The organism is Bacillus methanolicus PB1, from assembly GCF_000262755.1.
GTDB lineage: Bacteria > Bacillota > Bacilli > Bacillales > Cytobacillaceae > Bacillus_Z > Bacillus_Z methanolicus.
Map to the genome: position 1 here is coordinate 22,154 of NZ_AFEU01000001.1, position 25,141 is coordinate 47,294.

The 25,141-nt window shown below is 36.2% G+C and carries 16 protein-coding genes; 9 read left to right on the plus strand and 7 right to left on the minus strand.

The genetic code is table 11. The features are described from left to right. Positions 1-136: 136 nt before the first annotated feature. Complete coding sequence (selD, locus tag PB1_RS00075) at positions 137-1,189, plus strand: selenide, water dikinase SelD (protein ID WP_081485574.1); 1,053 nt, start codon at positions 137-139, stop codon at positions 1,187-1,189. 663 nt (positions 1,190-1,852) lie between these two features. Here the strand turns inward: selD and PB1_RS00080 are convergent. The 4 genes from PB1_RS00080 to PB1_RS00095 all read right to left on the minus strand — a co-directional run bounded on the left by PB1_RS00080 (position 1,853) and on the right by PB1_RS00095 (position 6,176). Then, positions 1,853-2,803 (minus strand): L-threonine 3-dehydrogenase, encoded by a 951-nt coding sequence (locus PB1_RS00080; protein ID WP_003349965.1) that lies wholly within the window; start codon positions 2,801-2,803, stop codon positions 1,853-1,855. A 261-nt stretch (positions 2,804-3,064) separates the two neighbouring features. After that, positions 3,065-4,252, minus strand: coding sequence for a glycine C-acetyltransferase (locus PB1_RS00085; RefSeq protein WP_003349966.1), 1,188 nt, complete (start codon positions 4,250-4,252; stop codon positions 3,065-3,067). 356 nt (positions 4,253-4,608) lie between these two features. Further along, positions 4,609-4,980: a hypothetical protein gene (locus PB1_RS00090; protein ID WP_003349968.1), complete on the minus strand. Its 372-nt coding sequence runs from the start codon at positions 4,978-4,980 to the stop codon at positions 4,609-4,611. 5 nt (positions 4,981-4,985) lie between these two features. Next, the gene (locus PB1_RS00095) at positions 4,986-6,176 is read right to left on the minus strand and encodes a ParM/StbA family protein (protein WP_003349969.1); all 1,191 of its coding nucleotides are present in this window, start codon (positions 6,174-6,176) and stop codon (positions 4,986-4,988) included. Positions 6,177-6,393: 217 nt separating this feature from the next. On the opposite strand from PB1_RS00095, the gene PB1_RS00100 reads away from it, so the two are divergent. The 3 genes from PB1_RS00100 (at position 6,394) to PB1_RS00110 (ending at position 10,551) form a co-directional block, all read left to right on the plus strand. After that, positions 6,394-7,179, plus strand: a complete 786-nt coding sequence (locus PB1_RS00100) for a CsxC family protein (RefSeq protein ID WP_003349970.1) — start codon at positions 6,394-6,396, stop codon at positions 7,177-7,179. A 341-nt stretch (positions 7,180-7,520) separates the two neighbouring features. Continuing rightward, a complete protein-coding gene (locus tag PB1_RS00105) occupies positions 7,521-8,312 on the plus strand; it encodes a CsxC family protein (RefSeq protein ID WP_003349971.1) in 792 nt (263 codons plus the stop codon). Between the two features lie 175 nt (positions 8,313-8,487). Continuing rightward, a complete protein-coding gene (locus PB1_RS00110; RefSeq protein WP_034644682.1) occupies positions 8,488-10,551 on the plus strand; it encodes a hypothetical protein in 2,064 nt (687 codons plus the stop codon). Between the two features lie 135 nt (positions 10,552-10,686). Here the strand turns inward: PB1_RS00110 and PB1_RS00115 are convergent, their stop codons facing one another. After that, the gene (locus PB1_RS00115; protein WP_003349973.1) at positions 10,687-11,493 is read right to left on the minus strand and encodes a CsxC family protein; all 807 of its coding nucleotides are present in this window, start codon (positions 11,491-11,493) and stop codon (positions 10,687-10,689) included. A gap of 509 nt (positions 11,494-12,002) precedes the next feature. On the opposite strand from PB1_RS00115, the gene PB1_RS16485 reads away from it, so the two are divergent. Next, positions 12,003-13,091, plus strand: a complete 1,089-nt coding sequence (locus tag PB1_RS16485; RefSeq protein ID WP_155816347.1) for a BMQ_0737 family morphogenetic spore coat protein — start codon at positions 12,003-12,005, stop codon at positions 13,089-13,091. A gap of 482 nt (positions 13,092-13,573) precedes the next feature. Next, the gene (locus tag PB1_RS00130; protein ID WP_003349976.1) at positions 13,574-13,963 is read left to right on the plus strand and encodes a M67 family metallopeptidase; all 390 of its coding nucleotides are present in this window, start codon (positions 13,574-13,576) and stop codon (positions 13,961-13,963) included. Positions 13,964-14,133: 170 nt separating this feature from the next. Here PB1_RS00130 and PB1_RS00135 read toward each other — a convergent pair whose 3' ends face one another. Beyond that, positions 14,134-14,883: a GT-D fold domain-containing protein gene (locus PB1_RS00135; RefSeq protein WP_003349977.1), complete on the minus strand. Its 750-nt coding sequence runs from the start codon at positions 14,881-14,883 to the stop codon at positions 14,134-14,136. A gap of 82 nt (positions 14,884-14,965) precedes the next feature. Next, positions 14,966-16,177 carry a hypothetical protein gene (locus PB1_RS16490; RefSeq protein ID WP_003349978.1) on the minus strand — a complete coding sequence of 404 codons (1,212 nt, stop codon included), beginning with the start codon at positions 16,175-16,177 and terminating at the stop codon, positions 14,966-14,968. Between the two features lie 229 nt (positions 16,178-16,406). Here PB1_RS16490 and PB1_RS00145 point away from each other — a divergent pair, with 229 nt between their 5' ends. The 3 genes from PB1_RS00145 to PB1_RS00155 all read left to right on the plus strand — a co-directional run bounded on the left by PB1_RS00145 (position 16,407) and on the right by PB1_RS00155 (position 25,032). Beyond that, complete coding sequence (locus PB1_RS00145; RefSeq protein WP_003349979.1) at positions 16,407-17,288, plus strand: glycosyltransferase family 2 protein; 882 nt, start codon at positions 16,407-16,409, stop codon at positions 17,286-17,288. A gap of 336 nt (positions 17,289-17,624) precedes the next feature. After that, positions 17,625-18,905: an IS110 family RNA-guided transposase gene (locus PB1_RS00150; RefSeq protein ID WP_003349981.1), complete on the plus strand. Its 1,281-nt coding sequence runs from the start codon at positions 17,625-17,627 to the stop codon at positions 18,903-18,905. Positions 18,906-19,329: 424 nt separating this feature from the next. Then, positions 19,330-25,032 (plus strand): coiled-coil domain-containing protein, encoded by a 5,703-nt coding sequence (locus tag PB1_RS00155; protein WP_003349984.1) that lies wholly within the window; start codon positions 19,330-19,332, stop codon positions 25,030-25,032. Positions 25,033-25,141 lie beyond the last annotated feature (109 nt).

Here is a 25,141-nt window from a genome sequence, read left to right on the forward strand (position 1 = left end):
TTTTAAATTTCGTGAATTTTCCAATATGTGAATAGTTATATTTTATTACAAGCACTATTCATGTGCAAACCCAAAACGTTCTAATTAGGCTTTAAAGCGCCTTAAAAGGTATAATGATTATGGGAGGTGGAATAAGTTGAGTGAACATGAAAAAATCCGGTTAACATCTCTTTCAACGAAAGCTGGCTGAGGATGCAAAATTGGTCCTGAGGACCTGGCGCAAGTTTTGCGCCGTTTACCGGCACAGGAACCTGTTCCTGAACTTTTAGTCGGCCATGAAACATCAGATGATGCAGGTGTTTATCGTTTGACTGATTCAATCGCTTTAATACAAACAATTGATTATTTTACACCAATTGTTGATGATCCTTATATGTTCGGCCAAATCGCTGCTGCGAATGCACTTAGTGATGTATATGCGATGGGCGGAGAACCGAAAACCGTCTTAAATTTAGTGGGTTATCCAATTAAAAAGCTCGGACCCGAAATGTTGTCCGAAATATTAAGAGGTGCTGCAGATAAGGTTAAAGAAGCGGGTGCGATCACTGTAGGAGGCCACTCCATTGATGACCAGGAGCCAAAATTCGGATTGTCTGTCACAGGAATCGCCCACCCTGATCATATATGGAAAAACGTCGGGGCGAAGCCGGGAGATGTTCTTGTATTAACGAAACCGATCGGAGTCGGGATTATCACGACCGGAATTAAAAGGTCTGCCGTAACTGCTAAACAAGAAGAAGAAGTAACAAAATGGATGGCGATGCTGAACAAAGAAGCGGCAGCCGTATTAAAATCGTTTCATCCTCATTCCGTTACAGATGTAACAGGTTTCGGGCTTCTCGGCCATGCAAGTGAAATGGCAAAGGGCAGCAATGTCAGCTTTGAGATTACCCTATCATATGTACCTGTTCTTGAAGGTACATATGAATTAGCTGAAAAAGGCGTCGTACCGGGCGGGTCAAAATCCAACCATAAATGGCTGCAAAATGATGTTCAATATGAGGATCTTTCACTTGAAGAACAAATTGTGTTATGTGATGCCATCACATCAGGCGGACTCCTCGTTTCTCTTGAAAAAGAAGAAGCCGAAAAATATGTTGTTGAGCTTCATAAACATGGCCTGATTTCAGCGGGCATTATTGGACAAGTTACAGAAAGAAAAGACAAACTTATTTACGTAAAAAGGTGAAATCGCTGCGATTTCACCTTTTTCCATTTGACATTTCGTTATTTTCATGGATTTTTTTCGAAAAAAAGCCGTTTTTTAACTTAAAGATGCGGGTTTGCCCGCTCTGAATCATAATAAAAGGTAGGATATGAGCCTTTATTCTGACTTATGAGCCTTTATTTTGATATATGAGCCTTCATTTGATTTTATGAGTCTTGATTTTGATTTATGAGCTTTCATTCTAATATATGAGTCTTCATCTCGATTTATCAGCCCTTATCCTGATTTATGAGCCGTCAGCCTGATTTGTGGCCTTCATCCTGACTTATGACCCTTCACCACGATTTATGGCCTTAACCCGATTTCTGTGCCTTCACTCCGATTCATGCGCCTTCGTCCCGATTTCTGTGCCTTCACTCCGATTCATGCGCCTTCGTCCCGATTTCTGTGCCTTCACCCGATTTCTGTGCCTTCACCCGATTTCTGTGCCTTCACCCGATTTCTGTGCCTTCACTCCGATTTATGTGCCTTCGTCCCGATTTATGAGCCGTCACCCCGATTTATGCCCCTTCACACCGATTTATAAACCGTAAGCCCGATAAATAAGCCGTCATCCCGATATATTTAGCTTTCACTCTTATAATTAACTATAAAAGAACCTGGCCTTAAGCCCGGACTTCATCATCATACTACTAATATCTGTCTTAATTTCTGAAGCATATCTTCCGTCATTTTTGCTAGATCGTATTCTGCTTTAAAGCCCCATTCTTCCGCAGCGGCAGACGCATCCAAAGAGTTTGGCCAGCTGTCTGCAATACTTTGGCGGACAGGATCAACGTCGTATGTTATCTCAAATCCGGGAATATGCTTTCGTATCTCAGCAGCAATTTCTTCCGGATCAACGCTCATTGCTGTCACGTTAAACGAATTTCGGTGCTTTAACTTGGACCCGTCAGCCTCCATTAAAGTGATAATCGCGTTTAACGCATCCGGCATGTACATCATATCCATATATGTTCCTTTATTAATATAAGAAGTATACTTGCCGTTCTTGATTGCTTCGTAATAAATTTCAACTGCATAATCCGTCGTTCCTCCGCCCGGCGTCGTTACATAAGAGATGAGGCCGGGAAACCTCAAACCCCTCGTATCTAAACCGAAACGGTGGAAGTAATAATCCGCTAACAATTCCCCTGCGACTTTATTTATGCCGTACATCGTTGTCGGCCTCTGTACTGTATCCTGAGGGGTATTATTTTTAGGAGTAGACGGCCCGAAAGCCCCGATCGAACTCGGGGTAAAGAATTGACAGCCTAGCTCTCGTGCTGTTTCAAGCGCATTCATTAATCCCCCCATATTCAAATTCCAGGCAAATACGGGGTTGTACTCTGCTGTTGCCGATAATATAGCAGCCATATGAATGATCGTGTCCGCTTTAAACTGTTTTGCCGTTTCAGCCATTTTTCTTCCATCTGTTACATCGACGACCGCAAATGGACCGTTTTGTGCTGCCTCACTGTCATTCTTTCGAATATCGGTAGCCATTACATTATCAGTGCCGTAACTTTCTCTTAACATGACCGTTAACTCAGATCCGATTTGTCCTAAGGCGCCTGTTATAAAAATACGTTTCATGCTGTCTCCTCCGTCTATCTCCCGTTAAATCAAATCTGGCAAAAAAAATGAGTTGGTACAAAATTCTAATTCTCTATCTTTGAAACGCTCTTTTCTAAAAGCTTGTTGCATTTAGAAAAACCGTGAGTTGCTTAATGTCTGTTCCCATCAAGCGCAGCGTGCATTCACAGCAAAACGGAAATCCTATAGATTTCCATATTTTTCATAGAACAAATGTTCTTGTATTACATTAGCAACAATATCTGCGAAAAGAGCCAAAAATTAAATAATACCCATTTCCTTGCCGACTTTTTCATATACTGCAATCGCTCGGTCGAGCATTTCTTTTGTATGAGCGGCAGAAGGCATATTGCGCACTCTTCCCGTTCCTCTTGGCACTGTCGGGAACACGATTGATTTTGCATAAACACCCTCTTCATTCAGCCGTTTGCTGAATTCCTGTGTCCTCACTTCGTCTCCAATAATACAAGGAGTAATCGGTGTTTCACTGTTTCCGATATCAAATCCTAAATCTTTTAATCCTTTTTTCAAATAATTAGCTTTTTCCCAAAGGCGCTCATTCAGCTCTGTGCTGTCCATCAAAATTTCAATTGAGCGGATGGATGCCGCAACATCTGCCGGTGTCAAAGAAGTAGAGAACAAGAATGGACGGCTTCGAACTTTTAACCAATCAATTAATTCTTTTTTGCCGGCAACATATCCGCCGACGACTCCGATTGCCTTCGAAAGAGTTCCAATTTGGAAATCAATTTTATTTTGAAGTCCAAAATGTTTTACCGTTCCGGCTCCTTTTCCCAACACCCCTGAGCCATGAGCATCATCAACATACGTAATCAAATCGAACTCTTCAGCAATTTCGACGATCTCAGGAAGCTTTGCAATGTCTCCGTCCATCGAGAAAACACCGTCTGTTATGACCATAATCTTATTATATTGACCCGATTCCTTAGCCTCTTTTGCTTTTGCGCGCAAATCGTCCATATCCGAATGGTTAAATCGGATAATTTTCGCTTTTGACAAACGGCATCCGTCGATAATTGAAGCATGGTTCAATTCATCAGAAAGGATCGCATCATTTTTATCCATCACAGCCGAAATGGCCGCCATATTACAATTAAATCCGGATTGATAGGCGATGGCCGCCTCTGTACCTTTGAATTCAGCCAGCTTTTCTTCAAGCTTTACATGAAGTTCCAACGTTCCATTAATCGTCCGGACGGCTCCTGCCCCCACACCGTAACGATTAATAGCATCGATAGCTGCGCCTTTTAACCTTTCATCTGTTGCCAAGCCTAAGTAGTTATTTGAAGAAAGATTGACAAGTTCCTTCCCATTAATTGTAATCATCGGCCCGTTTGGACTTTCAAGAGGATCAATGACGTTGTATAGGCCTCTGGTTTTTAGATCTTCTAAATTTTCTTTCAAAAATTGTTCCAATTTAATTGACACGCAATAAACCTCCTATCTTTATTGCCGCCGCAAAAAATACAAATGTATTTTTAGAGTGGACAATATTTTGTTATGTAACACTTTACTAATAAAGATTTCTGTCATATTACTATATCATATTTTTTACTTTGTGCATATATAGAGGACACAATTCAAAAGTTCGTTCTTTAATTTCGTATCCAAGAATTTCAATTTCGTACATAAAAACCAACTCCAGTTTATAGGTTAAAATCAGAAGCCCAGCGGCAACGACTGGGCTTTTTTATATACATATGAAAGACTATCGGACAGATTACAACAGTTTTTACAAGATGACTTACAATAATGTAAACCTTAGCCTTTGTTGACTCATTTCGTTATCCTCCAAATGCTTCAAGAACGTCCTCAACTTCTTTTAAATCAACAGATTTAGGTGTCAAATTTTGATTATTAGAATCAAAAGATTGTGGTGAATGATTCATAGGAATGTAGCCATGTTCAATCATCCTCTTAATTTCCGATAGTTCATGTAAAATTTCCTCAGTCACTCCATTGGCCGCTTTTGGTTTTAGATATTGATTTAATGCTGAAAAAACAAGATGAATAAGTGTACTGTTATTTGCATGGTATTCAATTTGTTCCTGAAGTTTTTGGGAAACAGAATGTGTCTCACCTGTTTTTACATCAATGAATTTATCAGGAATCGATATTGCAATTTTATTGATATAATCGGTATAAGTTTTCAGCATATCAATCATCCTTTAGTTGAAACTAACTCAGCAAATGTCCCGTGTTGTTTCTTTAAATGATTCATTTTCGCTAGAATCATGAGTCCAAGTACATTTAATTTTTCCAAGTCTTCAGGGAACATTAGTTCAATCGGGCGTCCTCTTTCAGCCCATTTAACTGCCGCTTCCTGAATTTGTCTTTTGGCTAGTTTAGCGGCTCCTCCAACAGCAATATATTTAACTGCACCCTTTATTTCATTCGAACTGCTGCGTACCCGATCAAAATGTTCAAGGTATTTGATGGCCATTAATTTTAACTGCGGAATGATATACTTACTAATATCCTTTCTGACACCTGCGAAAGGTTCAACGTACCATTCCGAAGGGCCTGCAGCTAATTTTTCCTCCAGTTCGGATCGGGAGTCAAATTTATACAATTCATTTTTACTAACTTTTTGAATGATATTATCAAGAAATTGGTTGATCCCGAATGGTTCTCCTTCTACCGAAGCAACAGGTTTATTATTCTTAATCCCAACAAAATCAACGGAGTCTCCACCCAAGTCACCGATGATGATGCCTTTCCGTGAATCTTTAACAAGGGAATCATCTTTAATTGCTAATGTTTCCTGGTCACGAGTCAGCCCTAAATAGGCACATGCTCCTTCTGCACCTACGATCACATCATTTACATCGATTTTTACAACTATTTCTTTAGGTTCAGGGATTCCCGGCACCTTATGAACGATAATTGTATGCGTCCCTATTAAGCGCTGTTTTAACAGTTCTTTTTTCTCCTTATATTGGGTGGTTGGCAATGAAACAGCCAATTGATCGATTTCATAAAAAATCTCAGTGTCATTGGGATTTGCCAAAAGCGCATGGTAGGCTGCAATTCCAAAAAGAAGAATATAAGTTCGATCCTCTTCTGCTTTTTGATTATTAAAAGAGGTCAGACTTACGTTCCGCTGCCTCGTTGCAGATTTTCCTATATAATAAATTTCTCTATTATCTTTGAAAGCCTGACTCTTCACTTCAACAATTAGATTTTCCTCAAGAACCACGTCTTCCTCATCATACGGTTTTTCATAGAATTCATCATCAAACAAAGCGATTGCATTAGGCATTTGGTATTCAAATACCGTTCCATGATCAGAGGCTAGTACTTTGTACCAGCTGTTCCCTATATCAACGGCAAAAAAATTATGTCTCTCCATGTTATCCTCCTCCTTTTGAATCCTATGCACGTAGGGAGATTCTGTGTGCAAGTACCTAAACATAATTCTTAAAACTAAATATATTTTCCTCATTTTTTTATTGTTTTTCTATATAAAAACCCACAAAATCCACGATTATACTGCTTCATTCATCTATGCTTAATATCTTCAAACGCATACGATAAATTGAACGACCAATTAAAAAGGAGGAATACTAATGAGAAAGGATAAAGATTGTATAGATGTCAATGAGTCTGCAACGATTGGTGAATGTGAAAGTTTTTCTACCGGCGGCCCTCCCACCACTCCAGCAGGACTAAGAATATTGAGAGTTCCGGTTACACTGGCGGAAAGAGTTGTTAACACCAGCATTGTTGCGAATATTAATTTTCCGGAACCTGTTCTTGAGATCAAAGATATCAAAAAAAGAGTAAAAGTTGTTCAATGCCGTCTGCTGACTCCAGGAATTCCGGCAACTTCTGATGATCTCTTTCCTGCAATCGATTTACAGTTATTCTTGAAAGGTTTTGTCCGTAAAAATATTCAATACGCAACTCCGTGCCCGGATTCTTCAGATTCATGTGTATCTTCTGATATACGATCTCTTACAGTGGATATTCCTTGGGAATGTGTAACAACAATACCGGCATCCGATTTTGTCTCACCATTTACTCCACCTCAGTTGCCAATACTGAATACTCGGGACGAATTCGATTTCTTTAGAACTCAAGATTTAGGAAAAGGCTTCCCTGAAAAGGATCAATTGCTTTCAAGCGATCTTTCTCAATTCCATCAAGTGAGCACCCAATTCTACAATCAGCTTCCTTTCTGTGAGCTTATTTCAAGTAGAATTGTAGAATTTGATGAAGCCGTTGACCGTGAGCCATTACCTAACCATGGTCCTTTCGAGGAAGGAACATTTACAAGAATAGTTGAAAAAATATTCTTACAATTTGTTGTTAAAGTAATGCAAAATCAGCAAGTTCGTGTTCGCGCTGATTAATTGAAAAATTCAAAAACTGCCAGCTTATGAAAGTGGGATAGCATTCAATCAAGGCATTATCATGACATTTTATTCCAATGTCATGATAATGCTTTTTCTTTTGTCCATAAATATTTTTCTGACTTATTTTATACATATTCAATTTAAAGCAAGTTGAGATTGTACATCATAACAGGATTAAAATTTTAAATTTTTTTGTCTTCATGAATAACAAGGCCCTTTATTTTTTTAGATTTCAAATTCTTATGTAGTGAAATCAGCGAATGCCCATGGGCGGATACCCATACCTAGTCATTTGTACCGCATACGATAAACTATCTTGACTCTAAGGAGGAGCTAGTATGTCAGATTTTCATAAAAATAGAAAAGAACATCATGATTGTAAAAATGGCGATTGTAAGGCAACTCACCATCATTACCCAAATGTTTCCATCGGAAAAATTGTTACAAAGGTTCCAGTCGTTCTGGCTGAGCTTACCATTCAGACTCATGTCGACACAATAATTAATTTCCCGGAACCAGTTTTAGAAATCAAAGATATTAAGAAGAGAGTAAAATTGACTCAGTGCCGCCTGCTGCTGCCAACGAACAAATTATTTATTAAGGGTTTTGTAAGAAAGAATATTCAATATGCAAGTCCATGCCAGGAAATCGAACCAAGCACTTCATCAACAATATCTTCTGATTTGCATTCATTTACCGTTGACATTCCGTTTCAATGTATTACAGAAATCAGACACTTCTTAACTAAGCCTGTCATGCCGGAAATAAACAAACGCCATGAATTTGATTTCTTTGTTTCGAAGCCGCTGCCAACAGGCCATCCGGAAAAAGATGAATTACTAACAAGCGACCTATCCCAGTTTCATCAAGAAAGTACCCAATTTTATAATGAACTGCCATTTTGTGAACTGATTTCCAGTAAGATTATTGAATGGGACGAAGCAACCGATAGACAGCCTCTCCCTAACTCTTCACCAATTGGAGAAGGTTATTTTTCAAAAATAGAAGAAAAAATGGTTCTAGATCTTACGATAAAGGTACTTCAAAATCAACAAATTCGCGTTTGTTCAACAACGAATGATGATGATTGGGATCATGACTGCGATTATGACTACGACTGCGATAAATAAGAGATTCTCTTGAATTTACCCCAGGGGATTATACAACCCTTTTTGTATAATCCCGTTTTCCCTTTAATTATGAAAGAGTTAATCAGGAATCATTCATATCGCATTTCTATGAAGAAATGAATGAAAGGAGGTAAGTGGAAAGGATGCTTCTGTAACCGGCACCTTTCATGGCGAAATGAACGATGAGAAGATAGCTTTTCAACAGTTAAACTCATTCCATAGTGCGAATCAAAATAGATCACCTGACATTCATAGCACCCGCACACAACAAGACTTTTCCAGATTTGGCAATAGAACGAGGAGCCGCGGAGAAAATCTCAATTCAAATCATTTTCAGAGTCCATCTGTTAAAACAGATTCAAAAAAGCATGTTTCCTCACCCGTCAGAACAAATAAAGAAAAAGCCTCTGTTCCTTTTATTTTGCCTCCTCCTAAAATTGTTGGAAGCCAAGTAATAAGAAAAAAAGTGAAAGTCTCCAGTAATGAACATGAGGAAAAATCTACAGAACTAATATCTTCAACAGAAATTAAGGACACAGACGAAAATCAAATTGAAAAAGATTCTGCGGATGCCTTAGAGAAACCATCTCATATTCAACAAACAGTTCATCCCACTGATCATGAAGTTTTATCAGCCGAAGAAACTAATGGATTCGAAGAAAGCATTTCAACGGATCTAAAGAATAATAACGAATCCCTTTCTGGAGCAACAGGCCTTAATGAGAAGCCCATTTCAGAAGAACCTGCTTCATTTTCGGAAGAGCCTTCTTTTTCACATGATGAGACATCTTTATCAAAGGAAGAATCTCGATCAATAACTGAGAAATCATCTTCACCGGATGAATTTTCATCTGTACAAGAGGAGTCATCATCGTCTACGGATGAATCTTCTTCTATGGTCGAAGAGGAGTTCTCTTCACCGGATGAATCTTCATCTATCGTCGAAGAGGAATCATCTTCACCGTATGAATCTACATCTATGTACGAAGAAGATTTATCTTTACCGGATGAATCTTTAACAATGGTGGAAGAGGAAACTTCTTCTCTGGATGAATCTTCATCTGTACAAGAGGAATCATCATCAACCGAAGAATCTTCACCTATCCATGAAGAATCAGCCTCATCAATGGAAGATTTTTCATCAATGCAGGAGGAGTCTTCATCGTCTACGGAAGAATCTTCTTCAATGCTGGAGGAGTCATCCTCATCATTGGATGAATCTTCAGCTATGATCGAAGAGGAGTTCTCTACACCGGATGATTCCTTTTCAATGGTGGAAGAGGAGTCTTCTTCTCTGGATGAAGCTTCATCAGTGCAAGAGAAGTCTTCATCGTCTACGGAAGAATCTTCTTCTAAGGTGGAAGAGGAATCTTCTTCTCTGGATGAATCTTCATTAATACAAGAGGAGTCTCCCTCATTAACGGAAGAATCTTCATCAATACAGGAGGAATCTTCCTCTTTACCGGATGAATCTTCATCAATACAAGAGGAGTTATCCTCTTCACTGGATGAACCTACGTCAACTGATGAGAAGCCTTCTTCATCAATAAAGAAAGAGGCTTCAACTATCCAAGAAGAATCATTGCGAGAGAAAGTTACTACCATACTTGAGGATTCTTCTTCCCTGCAAGAGTGCTCGGAAAAAGAGATTCTTGAGAAAGCAGATAAAAAGAAAAAATACCAAAATAAATTCCAATGTAATGAACCTCTCCCTATTGTAAAATTGCCTGTATTGCTTGCTGCAATAAACATTGATGTCGATATTTTTGATTCATATGATTTGTTAATACCAATTACAAAAATCCGAAAAATCGACTGGACCTGTCATTCTTTAAAAGTTCGAACTGTTCTTCCTTCAAACACTGTATTTTTAAAAGGCATGCTGGTTGCCGATATCGAATATGTAAATGAGAATCAATCAAATTCTTTTCATACGTTCAAACTTCAAGTACCATGGAAAAAAATAACAAAAATCGACTGGCTTCACCAACCAGTAATGCCCGACAACAATCATGTGGAATATACCTTCCAATCAAATGATCGCGAGGAGATCAGCAATCACCGCGAATATCAAGAGCAGTTTGCTCATCCAATTTATCATGATTTGCGTAGTCTGAATTTCGTATGGAGTGAAGAAGTTAGTACAAATACTGACACCTTAAAACTTTTTATTCAAGGCAGAGCAAGATTATGTATCGATCTCTTACAACAACAGTATATTGACCTTCATTCAATCTGAGTCTGAAAAAATAGAAAAAAGATTGAGCTTAATTACCATTTGGACTGTCTCATCATTCATAATGGGATCAATACTTCTGTTACTAAATAAAGGGTGTCACATGAAATGAGACACCCTGATTTTACATTGTGAAAATTATATATTTCTTGACCGTCTGTACCGATTTGGATTAGTGTTACTTGTTGATGCATTTATTTGATGGTCGTCACCATCATGATCATGTGGCGGGCAGAACAATGTTGGGTCGAATTGCTGAGTTTGCAATAATTTGAAGAGAAGGAAAACTTCAACTTTCTCTGTGATCTTGTTGAAACGACCGAACCTGTCAAAATCTTTTAATAAGTCTAACTCAAGAACTTCTGTGAAAATAGGTTTACATTCAATTGGTTCATTATAATCTTCATCTGTAAATTGTCCAAACGTGCAACGATCTGCTCCATGGCCTTTTTTATCAAGAAATCTTATTTCATCAACACTATTTTTTATACTAAAAAATTGCACTGGTTTGTTGAAAACTTTGACTGTTTCATTACAAGTAAATTCAACATCTGTGCTAAAGTGCTTAACAACGCCGCTGCAGTCCTCAACATATTCAATATTTTTGTGCAAAACGCCAGTGATAAATACTTTTACTAATTTTGATGATGAATTAGGAAACTTAGGAACTGCAATTGCTTTACATTGTTTCAACGAAACATTTTTGCGAATATTTTTGATTTCTCTTGCCGGCGTAGGCAGTTTAATGTCCGATTCAATATTTGCTTCTAGTTCTACTTCCGCAAGCACAACCGGAACATCAATGACTGGAAAATCCTGTGGATGAAATACCTCAGGCTCAAATGAATCACTAAAACAGTCGACTCTCTTTACTTTGGCTTTATCACAAGGTTTAGCTGGGGGACACTTGTGATCGTTACAACCGCAACTAGTATTTCTTCTCATTTATTTCACTCCTTTGAATTTTTGTAAATCAAAAGAAAGCAAAAAATTTAACCAAAGTAAGGTTATTTACTGCTTTTCTTTTGACTTACTATTTTATATGTTTCAAAGACCAAACCTGCATGGACAATTGGTAGTAGACTTCCGCATATTTTTAATCTAATCAAATATGTTTAATTGATATCAAAAAAAAACCCGAAATACCGGTCGAGAATACAACCTTTTCAGATTGTATAAAATAATAAGTTGCAACAAGCATTTGTCCCTTCCAAAATAATTGCTTCATTAATATAGTATTTTTTCAACTTTATAAAACCAAAACTCAAATGTCCTTAATAATTTCATAAGCTTGTACTTCTGAGTATTTTTAAGAGCCTATTTTTGCAAGAATTGTGTACGCAACCATGGGTACTTCCATACTATATTAATGCATTAGTAATAAGAACTAAATAAACGAAAGGAAAGATGACTATATGAAAAAGGACATCAAATCCATTCAAGGTCAGCAATTATTGCCGAATCTTCCAGGACCTGAATGTATTCGTGTTACAAAAGTATATGACTGGGTCGTCCTTACAAATCGCGATCGGAATAAAGTTCCCATTCCGGAAGAGTGCTTCGCTCAAATTGAAAACTGCCGCCATCAAGGCAATACTGTAACGGCTTCATGTACAGAAGTACCAGGAACTCGCAGCTGCGATTTCGTAGGCTCAACACCAGCAAATATAGGTGTGCCGGGTGCTCAAATTGTTACACTTGCTTTCCATGTCCATATCCGTATTCAATTCTTCTGTAACGGCTCACCTCTTCCAGGCTGTAATTTTGTCGTACCAGTAAGCTTTGTAGACGATGTTATCCTCTGCTTTCCAGAAGGAACAGAAATTAACTGTAACATCTTTGATGTACAGTGCTCCGTCCTTCTAAATCAAATGCTTGGCAATATGGTTGTTATTGACGTCATTATGTGTAAGGATGTTCAGGTAGAAGCAGAGGTAAAACTTGAGGTAGAAGCGAAGTTCTGTGGACCAAGACCAGTTATCCCAATTGAGGAGGATGGCATTACTTGTCCAAGTCCAACGTTCCCTCAACAATGTCCGGATTTATTCCCGCCAGATAACTGCGAATGCCAAGGTGAAGTTGACCTTGAAGACTTTGTTGCTACAATTCTTGTAAGTGGAGGAGGTACAGGAGCTCCTACTGCTGTATCAGGAAGCCTTGATCTTACTGCGCTGATTTGCGACCAATGTAGTCTTGCAAACAGCCGATTAGAAGCTGATTTTACTGACTTTCCACAGCCGAGTCCATCACCAGGAGAAGACGCTATTGATCAAAGCTTTACGTTTAGAGCAACACAATTTAATCCTCCTACATGTGTTCCAGATCTTTTGGGTGTTGTTACAACACTTACTGTTGCTGGTGCTGGGGTTTATCAACAGGCAGGCCAGGCAGAGCAAGATGCGACGTTCTTAGCAATTTTGGATGATGCAACTAACACAGTAACACTTAATATCTTTGTAAACGGATTTATGGTTGCTAGTATCGCTGCTTTACTTGTACCGGAAGCTTCGATTAACGTCGGAAATTGCGAGCAATTAACCTGATTATGGTCAATTCTCCAATAACAAGATTATTATAGGAACTAGGAGAAGAAACATCTTCTCCTGGTTTTCTTTTGGGTCTTTTAAACAGAGATTGTATAAGAGAACTTGGTTGACTCCTGCACAGAAGTAATAATCTTTCCCTTTAAGGGTGTTCATCGGAAATGGACTTAAGCAAGTTTTTTTCTTTTGTTCACCTTTAAACCAAATCTATTCATTTTAGGCTACCCATTTCCCATTCTAGTCGTTACCATTCGATTGAAACCATCATATTTATATCACATATCTTAGCTTCAAAAGGAGAGATGATAAAATGGCATCTGATCGGCTGCGAAGAAAAATTAGGAAAAAATTAGGAATATCATCCCCAACACCATCCGTTAAGCCAAAAAGCATATTCCCCAGCATACAGGCACAGCCAGTCCGTACAAAGGGCTGCTGCGGGAGAAGCAAATAATCTTTGTTTTTCATTTAGTACCTTTTTTATGTCAAAAAATGTATATGATAAGATAATTACCCATTGTAAAAAAGAACTTCCTTATGAAGCATGTGGGCTTCTTTCAGGGAAAAATGGAAAAGCGGAGACTTTCTGGCCAATGGAAAACATATACAGAAGTTCTGTTTCCTTCTCAATGGACATAGAACAAATTCGCTTAGTTTTTAACCTAATTGACAAAAGACAGGAGGATCTGGTTGGAATTTATCATTCCCATCCCACCGGGGAAGCCTATCCTTCCAAAGGCGATATTGCCTTCAATAACTACCCAGATGTCGGGCATATTATTGTTTCGCTTTCAAGGCAGACTCCAGTAGTGAATTGTTTCCAAATAATAGAGAACAGGATAATACCAATATCCCTGGAAATTGTAATTTAAAGATAAGAAAAATTATGATTTGCATTCCAATGCTTGCCTCTGACCAAAGAAATTTTCTTTTCATTTTGATATACTCGCACGTTCCTCCTTATCCTAAAAGGTCGAATTTGCGAGTATATATTAATGAATTGGTTACCTTAATTCTAAAGATAGAAGGACAGCAAGAACGCTTAAATTTCATTTTCTTTTGACAGAGAGTCTTGATCGTTCCATTTTTTTACAAGCATTGAATGGTCGAAACTTTTTCCATCAATAATCAAATCAAGTGCATGTCCAAAATCGATTGCTACCCTTCCTGAAGATTTAGCAATTCTGGGAGCTAAAATAGTTGCCGGAATTCCTGCGGAAATTAAGACTATTTCCCATTTCGAATCTTTTAATACATAATCATGAACAATGTCTATCTCATCAAAGTGATTTAACTGTATGAAGCCAGTGACATGTACTCCCTGTTTCTTAAAAATAGAATAAGCCTCGTGGGAACGGCGTCCCACAAGGAAGACCTTTTTTTTATTCAGCCATCTCCAAAGTTTTCCCTCGTTCACTAAATCATGCATAATCCAGGCGCAGCAAATGTTTGAGGGTAAAAATGCCATTTGTTCAAGCACCAGTCGGGTTGTTTTTGCCCAAAAATCCAGTCTTTGGGGTGTAATCAAACCAGCCATATCCACAGTTCGTAAAGCCGTAACTAATTCATTTTTTATTATCTCAGGGGAACTGGTTACCCCTGCGTAGGATGCATACCGTTTAAATTGCTCTAATAATAATGGATTGGCCGGCCAGCTTAAATACGTAATTTCCCCTATACCAAACCGTGCAAGAGAAAAGCCAACCTTCTTCTCGATTGCTTGATCTATGATTCTAATCACTTTTTGGTTATCCAAAAGAGAATGTTCAAAGCAATAATCCTGATAAGCCATATTTAATCTCCTCTTTAAGAAAATAACCCCAATGATAATCCTGCTGAATGATCCTCTTATGTGTAAAAAATTCATATGAGATTTATTGCTTTTTTTTCTGTGATAACATTAAAGAAATTTTATTGTTAGCATGGAATTCCAATCCTTGTTCGTTAAAGTAGACAAAAGCTTCTACTCGAATATTTTTTTCGTCAGGCTTTATTACACTTATTTGTAAGTTCGATAAAGATTCAATTTCCCCTGGCATAATATTTAAAGGCTGGATTGGACATATCCACGTCTCGCCCTTCTCCTCAGCTTCTTCAATCCAATTATCATTCATAAATTTCCATCCTTTTGCTCCATCATTATTCATTACCCCTAAAGTTTGTGTTACATTTGGGGGGAGTATTTGCCCTGTAATCTTAATACTCTCTAGAGGAGTAGAGCGAATGCAAATAACAGGATTTCGCAGTATTTCCGTTCCCGAATTTTTTATATGCAAATTGCCAAAAATCTTTATTTTTATATCCTCATTGTCATCTAAAAAGAGATGGTAATCAAAATAAACTTCTGCTTCCTCCCGCTTAGTTTCAAGAAATTTCTCCTGTTTCTGCTTTTCCGCAGCATCATTCACTTTGTTTTTTTCAGCTGAAGCCTCATGAATTTGGAAAAGCTCTAAAGGAACCAATGAAAAGATTGATAAAGTTGAACTCCCAATTAATCGAGAAAGGATTCCCGTTGTGATAATCATTGCATGATTTTCTCCAAACTTGTTCCAAAATAAATCCTCCATGATTTCCGGATACATAATGTGTATCTTCATAATGGATGAATTTCCGTTGGCGGTTGCTTCATTAACGCAAAATTTTGTTCCGGCTAATCTGCATTCATGTTGGAAATGCTCAACCCACTTCTTGTCATCTTGGCTAAAATTATATGTTAATTCCAGGATCGGTTCATTTATGGACGGGATTTCATATAATGCCAGTTTGAGATGCAGATCTATTTTTTCGGCATAACCCATTTCTCCATTTAAAAGAACTTCTGCACCACATGATGTAAGGAAATTTTTTATGTGCTCGAGAACGGTCCTTTCTAACTTTGCTTTTCGAAATGCTTCCTGTCCGGAATCGTGATCTGCCGAGATCCAAATTTGTTTACCGTCTAATCCAGACTTTAACTGTACTTTTTGATTTTTGCTGTCTAAATGAACCTGAAAGCCTAACTCACGGAAAACGTAATAAAAAGCCGGGAGTGAATTATAACGAATTGTTCCTACATCCCGACCACCTAATCCTATTTTCATATCCATTTTGTGTCCCCCTTTTCATATTTGATTTTTTTGAGGAACTTAATTTGCTGAATCAAAATTCGGTTATCAAGAAAGTACCATACACACTTTTAAATGTATATTTCTGCATACAGGAAAAAATGATTCGATATTTGTAATTTTTAAGATATGTATGAAAAGCTTAAGTAAATTTTATCCTTGATGTTCATAGGATAATAAAAAAATTTTTTTCCAAGAGGGGCGATCATAAATGGTGAATACGAATCCGGTTGTTTCAATTATTTTTCCGGTTAAAAATGAAGGCGAAAATGTAAAAAAAACTCTTGATTCATTATTTTCATTTGAAACGAACTATCCTATTGAAGTAATTGTGGTAGACGATGGCTCGACGGACAGTTGTTGTGATTTTCTTACAAATTACGATAAAAAAAATCATGTGAAATTGATCCAATCAAACGGAATTGGTGCTGCTAATGCTAGGAACCTGGGGGCAAAAAATGCTTCAGGAGAATTTTTAATTTTTTGTGATGCTCATTTAGAGTTTGAAAATATGTGGATCGATCAATTAATAAAATGTTTGGTTAGCGGAAAAACAGATGCAGTAATTCCTGCTATTGGTTCAATAGGGAACCCCGAATTTATTGGTTACGGTCAAACTCTTAAACCAAACCTTCGCATTAAATGGAATGAAATACAAAATAATCTTTTCGAAACAGCTGTCCTTCCAGGAGCATGCATTGCCATCCCAAAAGCAGTGTTTGAAGATGTCGGCGGATTTGAGACAGGTTTTAAAACCTGGGGGTATGAAGATATTGAGCTATCAATAAAGTTGTGGCTTTTTGGATATCGCTGTCATGTTCATCCTAATGTTAAAATATTACACTTATTTCGAAAAGCACATCCCTATAAAGTGAGCTATGAAGACTTTAGTTATAATTTATTAAGGTTGGCATTTTCTCATTTCAATTCTTTTCGCATAAAAAAATGCAAAAAAATGATTATGCCTGACAAATCAAGTACGATCGAATCACAAGTACGAAAAGACGGTGTCAAAAAACAGCGAGCCGCCTATTTTCTAAAAAGAAAATATGATGATGACTGGTATTTCAAAAAATTTAATATTGATTTTTAACGATTCACCTTTTCTTCTTGAGCAGAAACTATGATTTTTTTTTTCAGATGGTCAATCACCTAAAAGCAAATTGTTCCATATAACTATTATGAAACTATTATGGGTGCGAAAAAGTTGGTAAAACCATGAACATAAAATTTTAAAATCGAAAAGAATAAAAGGAAGTGGTTTTACGTGTCTTCAAATATACGAGATGAAGAAAGGGGAAAAATAAAGGGCAAGGAGCATTCCTGTAATGAAGAAATTTGAGGTTTGAAACAAAAAGAGCCCTCTTGGTATAGTACAGGGTGTCAATGCATTGACCCCGAATTAATAAGTTACCAAGGAGGACTCGATATGAATTATACGCAAAATCAAAAAATCTCGCAAATCACACCATCAACATTAATTATCGGCATTGATATTGCAAAAGACAAGCACGTTGCACGAGCACAAGATGATCGAGGAATTGAATTTGGAAAACGCTTGATCTTTGAAAACCGCATACATGGTTTCCAAATGCTTTTAGATTGGGTGAAGCGACACCAAAAAGAAAATGATAAGAATCATGTGATTTTTGGGGTTGAACCAACCGGGCCTTACTGGTTAAATCTCGCTTATTTTCTTACCGCAAAGGGCTACGACTTTGTATTAGTCAATCCAATGCATGTAAAGAAAAGCAAAGAGTTTGATGACAATTCTCCAACAAAAAACGATACAAAAGACGCCAGAGTGATTGCACAGCTGATTAAAGACGGCCGATACTCCGTACCAAATCTCTTAGACGGCATTTACGCGGAACTAAGAGAAGGCGTCAAAATAAGAGATCAGCTCACTCAACAGCTTGCCATCACAGAAGGGCGTATTCAGAATTTGATTCAACGTTATTTTCCGGAGTTTTTCGATGTTTTCGGGGATTGGGAAGGAAAAGCAGCTCTTTGCACGCTAAAACTGTTTCCATTTCCTTCTCAAATTAAAGAAATGACACCTGAAGAGGTTCTCTCAAAGTGGAAGCCATTTGTACAACGAGCAGTTGGAATAAAGCGAGCAACGAAACTAGTAGAAACGGCCAAAAAGAGCATTGGAATTCAAATCGGGATTCAGTTTGCCAAACGTGAAATGGAATATCTGATTGACCAATATGAGCTTTATCAAACGCAGTTGGAAGAGTTGGATCAGGAGCTAGAAGCTCTTGTAGAAACGATCCCAGGTGCTAAGCAAATGATGAATATTCCTGGGTTAGGTGTTACAACAGTCGCTCTATTCTTCGCTGAAGTGGGTGATCTCACAAAGTACAGTCACCCTCAGCAATTAGTTAATCTGGCAGGCCTTTCATTACGTGAGCATAGTTCTGGAAAATTTAAAGGACAAACCAGAATAACGAAACGGGGACGAAGTAGGCTGCGTAAAGCTCTGTACTTAGCGATTCGGCCACTCGTTGCCCATAATCCAACTTTTAAAGCTTTACATCAATACTATACAAAACGATCTGAAAGGCCTTTAAAAAAGCAACAGTCCCTCATCGCCCTGTGTTGTAAGCTATTACGTGTCTTATTTGTCATTGGTCAAAAACAGTGTGAATTTGATGGTTCAAAATTATTGCGAGGATTGCCTCAAATTACATTACAAGCTGCTTAAACCGATTTATTAACCAACTTATTAACCAAATTACTATCGAATACTTCAAGTATTTCTAAAGACAAACACCAATAGTGCCGAGTCGGAGTTTATTTTTACCATACGGGCTTATGACCCAGCCGAGGAGCTTATCCGACCTCCACCTCATGGATACGCAGGACGAAGGAATGTATGGATCCCAATCCGGTGATACATGGGAGGGTTAGCGACCGTGAGATGAGTGGAGATTTTGCGCACGGTCATAACTGTTATTACCAAACAATACCAGTTTGGTTGATAGGATGGCCCCCCATCTGTAAGGAATTTAAAGAAATTCAATTTATAACCATGATTTTCGGTGGATCAACTATTAGGTGTTAATGAAATTTAGAGAAAACGGGAGTATTCGGGAGAAAATTAAAGTATATAGAGGGAGGATAGAAAAATGGAGAAATTAACCCCAATACAGCTTCAACAAATGATTATTCATCTAAAATCTGAAGTTTCTAAATATAAGTTTAAACTTAAAGAATATGAAACAGATTATAATAAAAATCAACTCAAAAACCTGAAAACTGCAAATGCCAAGTTATTAAATGAACTGGAAGAATTTCAAAAGCTTATCCAAATAAAAGAGAGCGAGAAACAAAATATTCAAAAGAAAATTACCAAACTAGAGGAAGAATTAAAATCATATAAATCGCAATTAAAAGAAGCTAATACAAAATACGAAACGGACTTAAAAAAGAAAAACGAGATGATCAAACAACTTGAACAGAAAAACAAATCACTCCTTCTGGATATTGATGAATTTCAAAGAAAAATTGCAAACTACGAATCAACTATTAAAGAAATTCAAAATAAATACAGCAAATTGGAAAATGAAATAGAATTCTACAAGTCTGAAGCTGAAAAGCAAAAACAAATGTTCGAAACAAAAATGCAAAACGAAGATTATATTCATGTTCAAAACCTTGAAAGTAAAATTTCTGAAATGATATCCATACTATCTCCTATCACCAACAATAAAGAAACGGAATCTTTACATTCTGAAATTCAAAAATTAAATGAAACAATATCTCATTTTATTGAAAAAGAAAATGAATACAAACAAAGTATTGAAGATTTAAATGAAACGATTGTCTTTCTAAATGAAAAAGAAAATAGTTATAGAGAAGAAATAGAAAATTTAAATGAAACAATGGGACAGTTTTATGAGAAGGAAAACAAATATAAAAAGGAGATTGAAGAGCTTTATCAAACGGTCAGCGCGCTGACTGAAAAGGAAGTTCGGTATAAGCACGAAATCGAGAATCTTAATCAAACGATTAGTGAGCTTACCGAAAAAGAAAGAAAATTAATAACTGATCTTGAACAGTTAAATGAATCAACTGTATTTTTTAAAGAAAACGAAAACAATTATAAACTAGAAATCAATCGTCTTAATAATAAAATCGCCGAACTTACTGAAAAGGAAAACAATCTAAAAACGGAACTGGAACATTTAAACCATTCAGCCCTCCTTTTTGAGGAAAAAGAAAACGAATATAAACAAGAAATCGAAAATCTAAATAAAACAATTTCTGAGCTTTCTGAGAAAGAACAGAATTTAAAGAAAGAGTTGGAGAAGTTAGAGAATTCAGCTGACCTTTTCGAAGAAAAAGAAAACGAATATAAATATAAAATCGAAAATCTCAATAAAACAATTTCCGAGCTTTCTGAAAAAGAACAGAATTTAAAGAATGAATTGGAGAAGTTAAAGAATTCAGCTGACCTTTTCGAGGAAAAGGAAAGTAATTATATACAAGAAATCGAAGATCTGAATCAAACCATCACCGAGCTTCTGAATTTAAAGGAAGAGATGGAACAGTTAAATGACTCGGTTATTGTATTCGATGAAGAAAAAAACAACTATCTACAAGAAATCGAGAATCTCAATGACACAATTACTGAACTTTATGAAAAAGAAAAAAAGCTTAAGAAGGAGCTTGAGCAGTTTTATTCTACTGTCACTCTTCTAAATGATGAGAAAAATGTCTATCTTCAAGAAATCGAAGATCTCAACAGCACAATTGCGGAGCTTTCTGAGAAAGAACGAAATTTAAAAGCAGAACTGGAGCAGTTTTATCATACAGCTGGCCTTTTCGAGGAAGAAAAAAGAAATTATATAAAAGAGATCGAGAATCTCAATAAAACTGTCACAGAGCTTTCTGAAAAAGAACGGAATTTAAAGACAGAGCTTGAGCAGCTAAAAAATTCTGCTGCTCTTTTTGAGGAAAAAGAAGTCGGTTATAAACACGAAATCGAGAATCTTAATAAAACAATCATTGAGCTTTCGGAAAAAGAAAAGAGCTTAAAAGCTGAACTGGAACAATTAAATCATTCTGCCGCCCTTTTCGAGGAAGAGAAAAGCAGATATATACTAGAAATCGAAACTCTGTTAAACACAATCTCGGAGCTTTCGGAAAATGAACGAAACTTACAAGCGGAATTGGAGCAGTTTAATCATTCAGCTGTACTTTTCGAGGAAGAGAAAAGCTATTATATTGAAGAAATCGAGAATCTGAAAAACACGATCACGGAGCTTTCGGAAAAAGAACGGAACTTATTAGCTGAACTTGAGCAGCTAAATAATTCTGCCGCCCTTTTCCAGGAAAAAGAAGTCAATTATAAACAAGAAATCGAAAGTCTTCATAAAACAATTACCAAGCTTTTAGAAAAAGAACAGCACTTAAAAACAGAACTCGAACAATTAAATAATTCTTCTGCCCTTTTCCAGGAAAAAGAAGTTAATTATAAACAAGAAATCGAGAATCTTAGCAAAACAATTACCGAGCTTTCGGAAAAAGAACAGAGCTTAAAAGCTGAATTGGAGCAATTAAATAAGTCTTCTGCCCTTTTTGAGGAAAAGGAAGTCAGTTATAAACACGAAATTGAGAATCTTAATAAAACAATTACCAATCTTTTAGAAAAAGAACAACACTTAAAAACAGAACTCGAGCAGTTTAATCATTCAGTTTCCATTTTAGAGGAAGAAAAAAGCTATTATATTGAAGAAATCGACACTCTGAAAAACACGATCACGGAGCTTTCGGAAAAAGAACAGAATTTAAAAGCAGAACTGGAGCAGTTTAATCATTCAGTTGCCCTTTTAGAGGAAGAAAAAAGCTATTATATTGAAGAAATTGAGAATCTGAAAAACACGATCACGGAGCTTTCTGAAAAAGAACGGAACTTATTAGCTGAACTTGAGCAGCTAAATAATTCCACCGCTCTTTTCGAGGAAAAAGAAATCAATTATAAGCACGAAATCGAAAGTCTTAATAAAACAATTACCGAGCTTTCGGAAAAAGAACAGAGCTTAAAAGCTGAATTGGAGCAATTAAATAAGTCTTCAGCCCTTTTTGAGGAAAAGGAAGTCAGTTATAAACACGAAATTGAGAATCTTAATAAAACAATTACCAATCTTTTAGAAAAAGAACAACACTTAAAAACAGAACTCGAGCAGTTTAATCATTCAGTTTCCCTTTTTGAGGAAGAAAAAAGCTATTATATTGAAGAAATCGAGAATCTGAAAAACAAAATCACCGATCTTTCGGAAAAAGAACAGAATTTAAAAGCGGAACTGGAGCAATTTAATCATTCAGCTGCCCTTTTTGAGGAAGAAAAAACTTATTATATTGAAGAAATCGAAACTCTGAAAAACACGATTACCAAACTTTTGGAAAAAGAACGGAATTTAAAAGCGGAATTAGAGCAACTAAATAATTCTACTGCTCTAATCGAGGAAAAAGAAATCAATTATAAACAAAAAATCGAAAGTCTTAATAAAACAATTACCGAGCTTTCGGAAAAAGAACAGAGCTTAAAAGCTGAATTGGAGCAATTAAATAAGTCTTCTGCCCTTTTTGAGGAAAAGGAAGTCAGTTATAAACACGAAATTGAGAATCTTAATAAAACAATTACCAATCTTTTAGAAAAAGAACAACACTTAAAAACAGAACTCGAGCAGTTTAATCATTCAGTTTCCCTTTTTGAGGAAGAAAAAAGCTATTATATTGAAGAAATCGAGAATCTGAAAAACACGATCACGGAGATTTCTGAAAAAGAACGGAACTTATTAGCTGAACTTGAGCAGCTAAATAATTCCGCCGCTCTTTTCGAGGAAAAAGAAATCAATTATAAGCACGAAATCGAAAGTCTTAATAAAACAATTACTGAGCTTTCTGAAAAAGAACAAGTTTTAATAACTGAGATTAAGCAGCTAAATAACACGATCACTGAACTTTCGGAAAAAGAAAAGAATTTAAAAGCGGAACTGGAACAATTTAATCATTCAGCTGCCCTATTTGAGGAAGAGAAAAGTTATTATATTGAAGAAATCAATACTCTGAAAAACACAATCACGGAACTCTCTGAAAAAGAACAAAATTTAAAGATGGAACTTGAACAGCTAAATATTTCTGCTTCCCTTTTCCAGGAAAAAGAAGTCAATTATAAACATGAAATCGAGAATCTTAATAAAAAAATTACTAAGTTTTCGGAAAAAGAACAAGTTTTAATTACTGAGATTGAGCAGCTAAATAACACGATCACTGAACTTTCGGAAAAAGAACAAAATTTAAAAGCGGAACTGGAGCAATTAAACAATTCTGCCGCTCTTTTCGAAGAAAAAGAAGTCAGTTATAAACATGAAATCGAGAATCTTAATAAAACAATCACGGAGCTTTCTGAACAAAAAAGGGACTTAAAATTTGAGTTGGAGCAGTTATACCAATCAGCTGACGAGTTTGAAGAGAAAGAAAATCATTATAAACAAGAAATTGATATTCTCAAAAACACAATTTCTGAGCTTTCCGAACAGGAAATGAACCTAAAATCAGAGTTGGAGCAGTTATCTAATTCATCCACACAGTTTCACGAGAAAGAAAACGATTATAAACAAGAAATTAATATGCTGAATAACACAATAACTGAGCTTTATGAGAAAGAACGTAATTTAATAACCGAACTGGAAAAGTTATATAAATCAGCAGCTCTTTTCGATGAAAAAGAAAATCATAATAAACAAGAAATCGAGTTTCTTTATGAATCGATCAACGAGCTGTCTGAAAAAGAAAGGAATTTAAAAACAGAGATGGAAATGTTATATACTACAGCCAAGCTGTTCGAAAAAGAGAAAAACAACTTTATACAAGAAATTGAAAATCTAAACAACACAATCACTGAGCTTTCTAAAAAAGAACAAAATTTAAAAACAGAGCTGGAGCAATTAAATAAGATGACCGCCCTTTTCGAGGAAAAGGAAAGTGAATATAAACAAAATATTGAAAATCTAAATAAAAGAATAACTGAACTTACTGAGAAAGACAATCAAAATTCAAATCTTATCGTAGAGTTAAACAATACTATTTCTGTCAAAACAGAAAAAGAAAATCAACTAAAAAACGAAATCGATAAGTTAAATAAAACAATAACAGACTTTACTGAAGTTGAAAATAACCATAAACAAAAAATTGAAGAATTAAATAATACAATTTTAGAATATAGTGATAATGAAATTAGCTTAAAAAAGGAAATTGAAGCATTGAAGAATACATTGTCCGAGTTTACAGAAAAAGAAAAACAATATAAGAGTGAAATAGATAAGTTAAATAAAACAATCAAAGAATTTAACGAAAAAGAAAAAGAAAGCCAAAAAGAACCAAATAAAGTGGAAAAGTCTTCAAGAAAGACAAAAAAGCAGCAGCACTACTTGATCAACCCTCCACAAAATAATGAACAAAACAACCAGCAAAACTTACCAAAAAATATGAAAGATCAAACATCTCATTTCCGATTTACTCACAAGCAAATGGACAAAAAGAAGCAGCATCTAAACTCCCTTAATAATACCCAATCTGACACCCTAAACACTTCCCGACTAAATCAACTTAAGGAACAACAAGATAACTTCACTATCTACTCAAAACATATGACTACCGGCATCGTTTCAATCAATCAGAAAAATGACAATTTGCCAACAAAAACTGACAACGTTCAAATAAGCTCACTAGATAAGTTTTATGAAAAACATCCTTTTTTAAAAAATTTATCAGGACAGAACAAAACAGCTATTGATCCTTTTAGAAATTTCAGAAAACGATAAAAAACTATAAAATAATGCATGAACAATGCACATATGGAATCCCCCTCCCCCATTTTTTATGAAAATGTGCAGGGGTATTCCTGTTTATTTTTTGAAGGTCTTTTCGCTT

Excerpts from the sequence above, each read along its gene's own strand:
- PB1_RS00110 (WP_034644682.1), top strand. The coding sequence starts at position 8,488 with ATGAACGATGAGAAGATAGCTTTTCAACAGTTAAACTCATTCCATAGT.
- PB1_RS00145 (WP_003349979.1), top strand. The coding sequence starts at position 16,407 with ATGGTGAATACGAATCCGGTTGTTTCAATTATTTTTCCGGTTAAAAAT.
- PB1_RS00080 (WP_003349965.1), bottom strand. The coding sequence starts at position 2,803 with ATGAAACGTATTTTTATAACAGGCGCCTTAGGACAAATCGGATCTGAG.
- PB1_RS00150 (WP_003349981.1), top strand. The coding sequence starts at position 17,625 with ATGAATTATACGCAAAATCAAAAAATCTCGCAAATCACACCATCAACA.
- PB1_RS00100 (WP_003349970.1), top strand. The coding sequence starts at position 6,394 with ATGAGAAAGGATAAAGATTGTATAGATGTCAATGAGTCTGCAACGATT.
- PB1_RS00105 (WP_003349971.1), top strand. The coding sequence starts at position 7,521 with ATGTCAGATTTTCATAAAAATAGAAAAGAACATCATGATTGTAAAAAT.
- PB1_RS00095 (WP_003349969.1), bottom strand. The coding sequence starts at position 6,176 with ATGGAGAGACATAATTTTTTTGCCGTTGATATAGGGAACAGCTGGTAC.
- PB1_RS00155 (WP_003349984.1), top strand. The coding sequence starts at position 19,330 with ATGGAGAAATTAACCCCAATACAGCTTCAACAAATGATTATTCATCTA.
- PB1_RS00130 (WP_003349976.1), top strand. The coding sequence starts at position 13,574 with ATGTCAAAAAATGTATATGATAAGATAATTACCCATTGTAAAAAAGAA.
- PB1_RS16490 (WP_003349978.1), bottom strand. The coding sequence starts at position 16,177 with ATGGATATGAAAATAGGATTAGGTGGTCGGGATGTAGGAACAATTCGT.
- PB1_RS00135 (WP_003349977.1), bottom strand. The coding sequence starts at position 14,883 with ATGGCTTATCAGGATTATTGCTTTGAACATTCTCTTTTGGATAACCAA.
- PB1_RS00090 (WP_003349968.1), bottom strand. The coding sequence starts at position 4,980 with ATGCTGAAAACTTATACCGATTATATCAATAAAATTGCAATATCGATT.
- PB1_RS00115 (WP_003349973.1), bottom strand. The coding sequence starts at position 11,493 with ATGAGAAGAAATACTAGTTGCGGTTGTAACGATCACAAGTGTCCCCCA.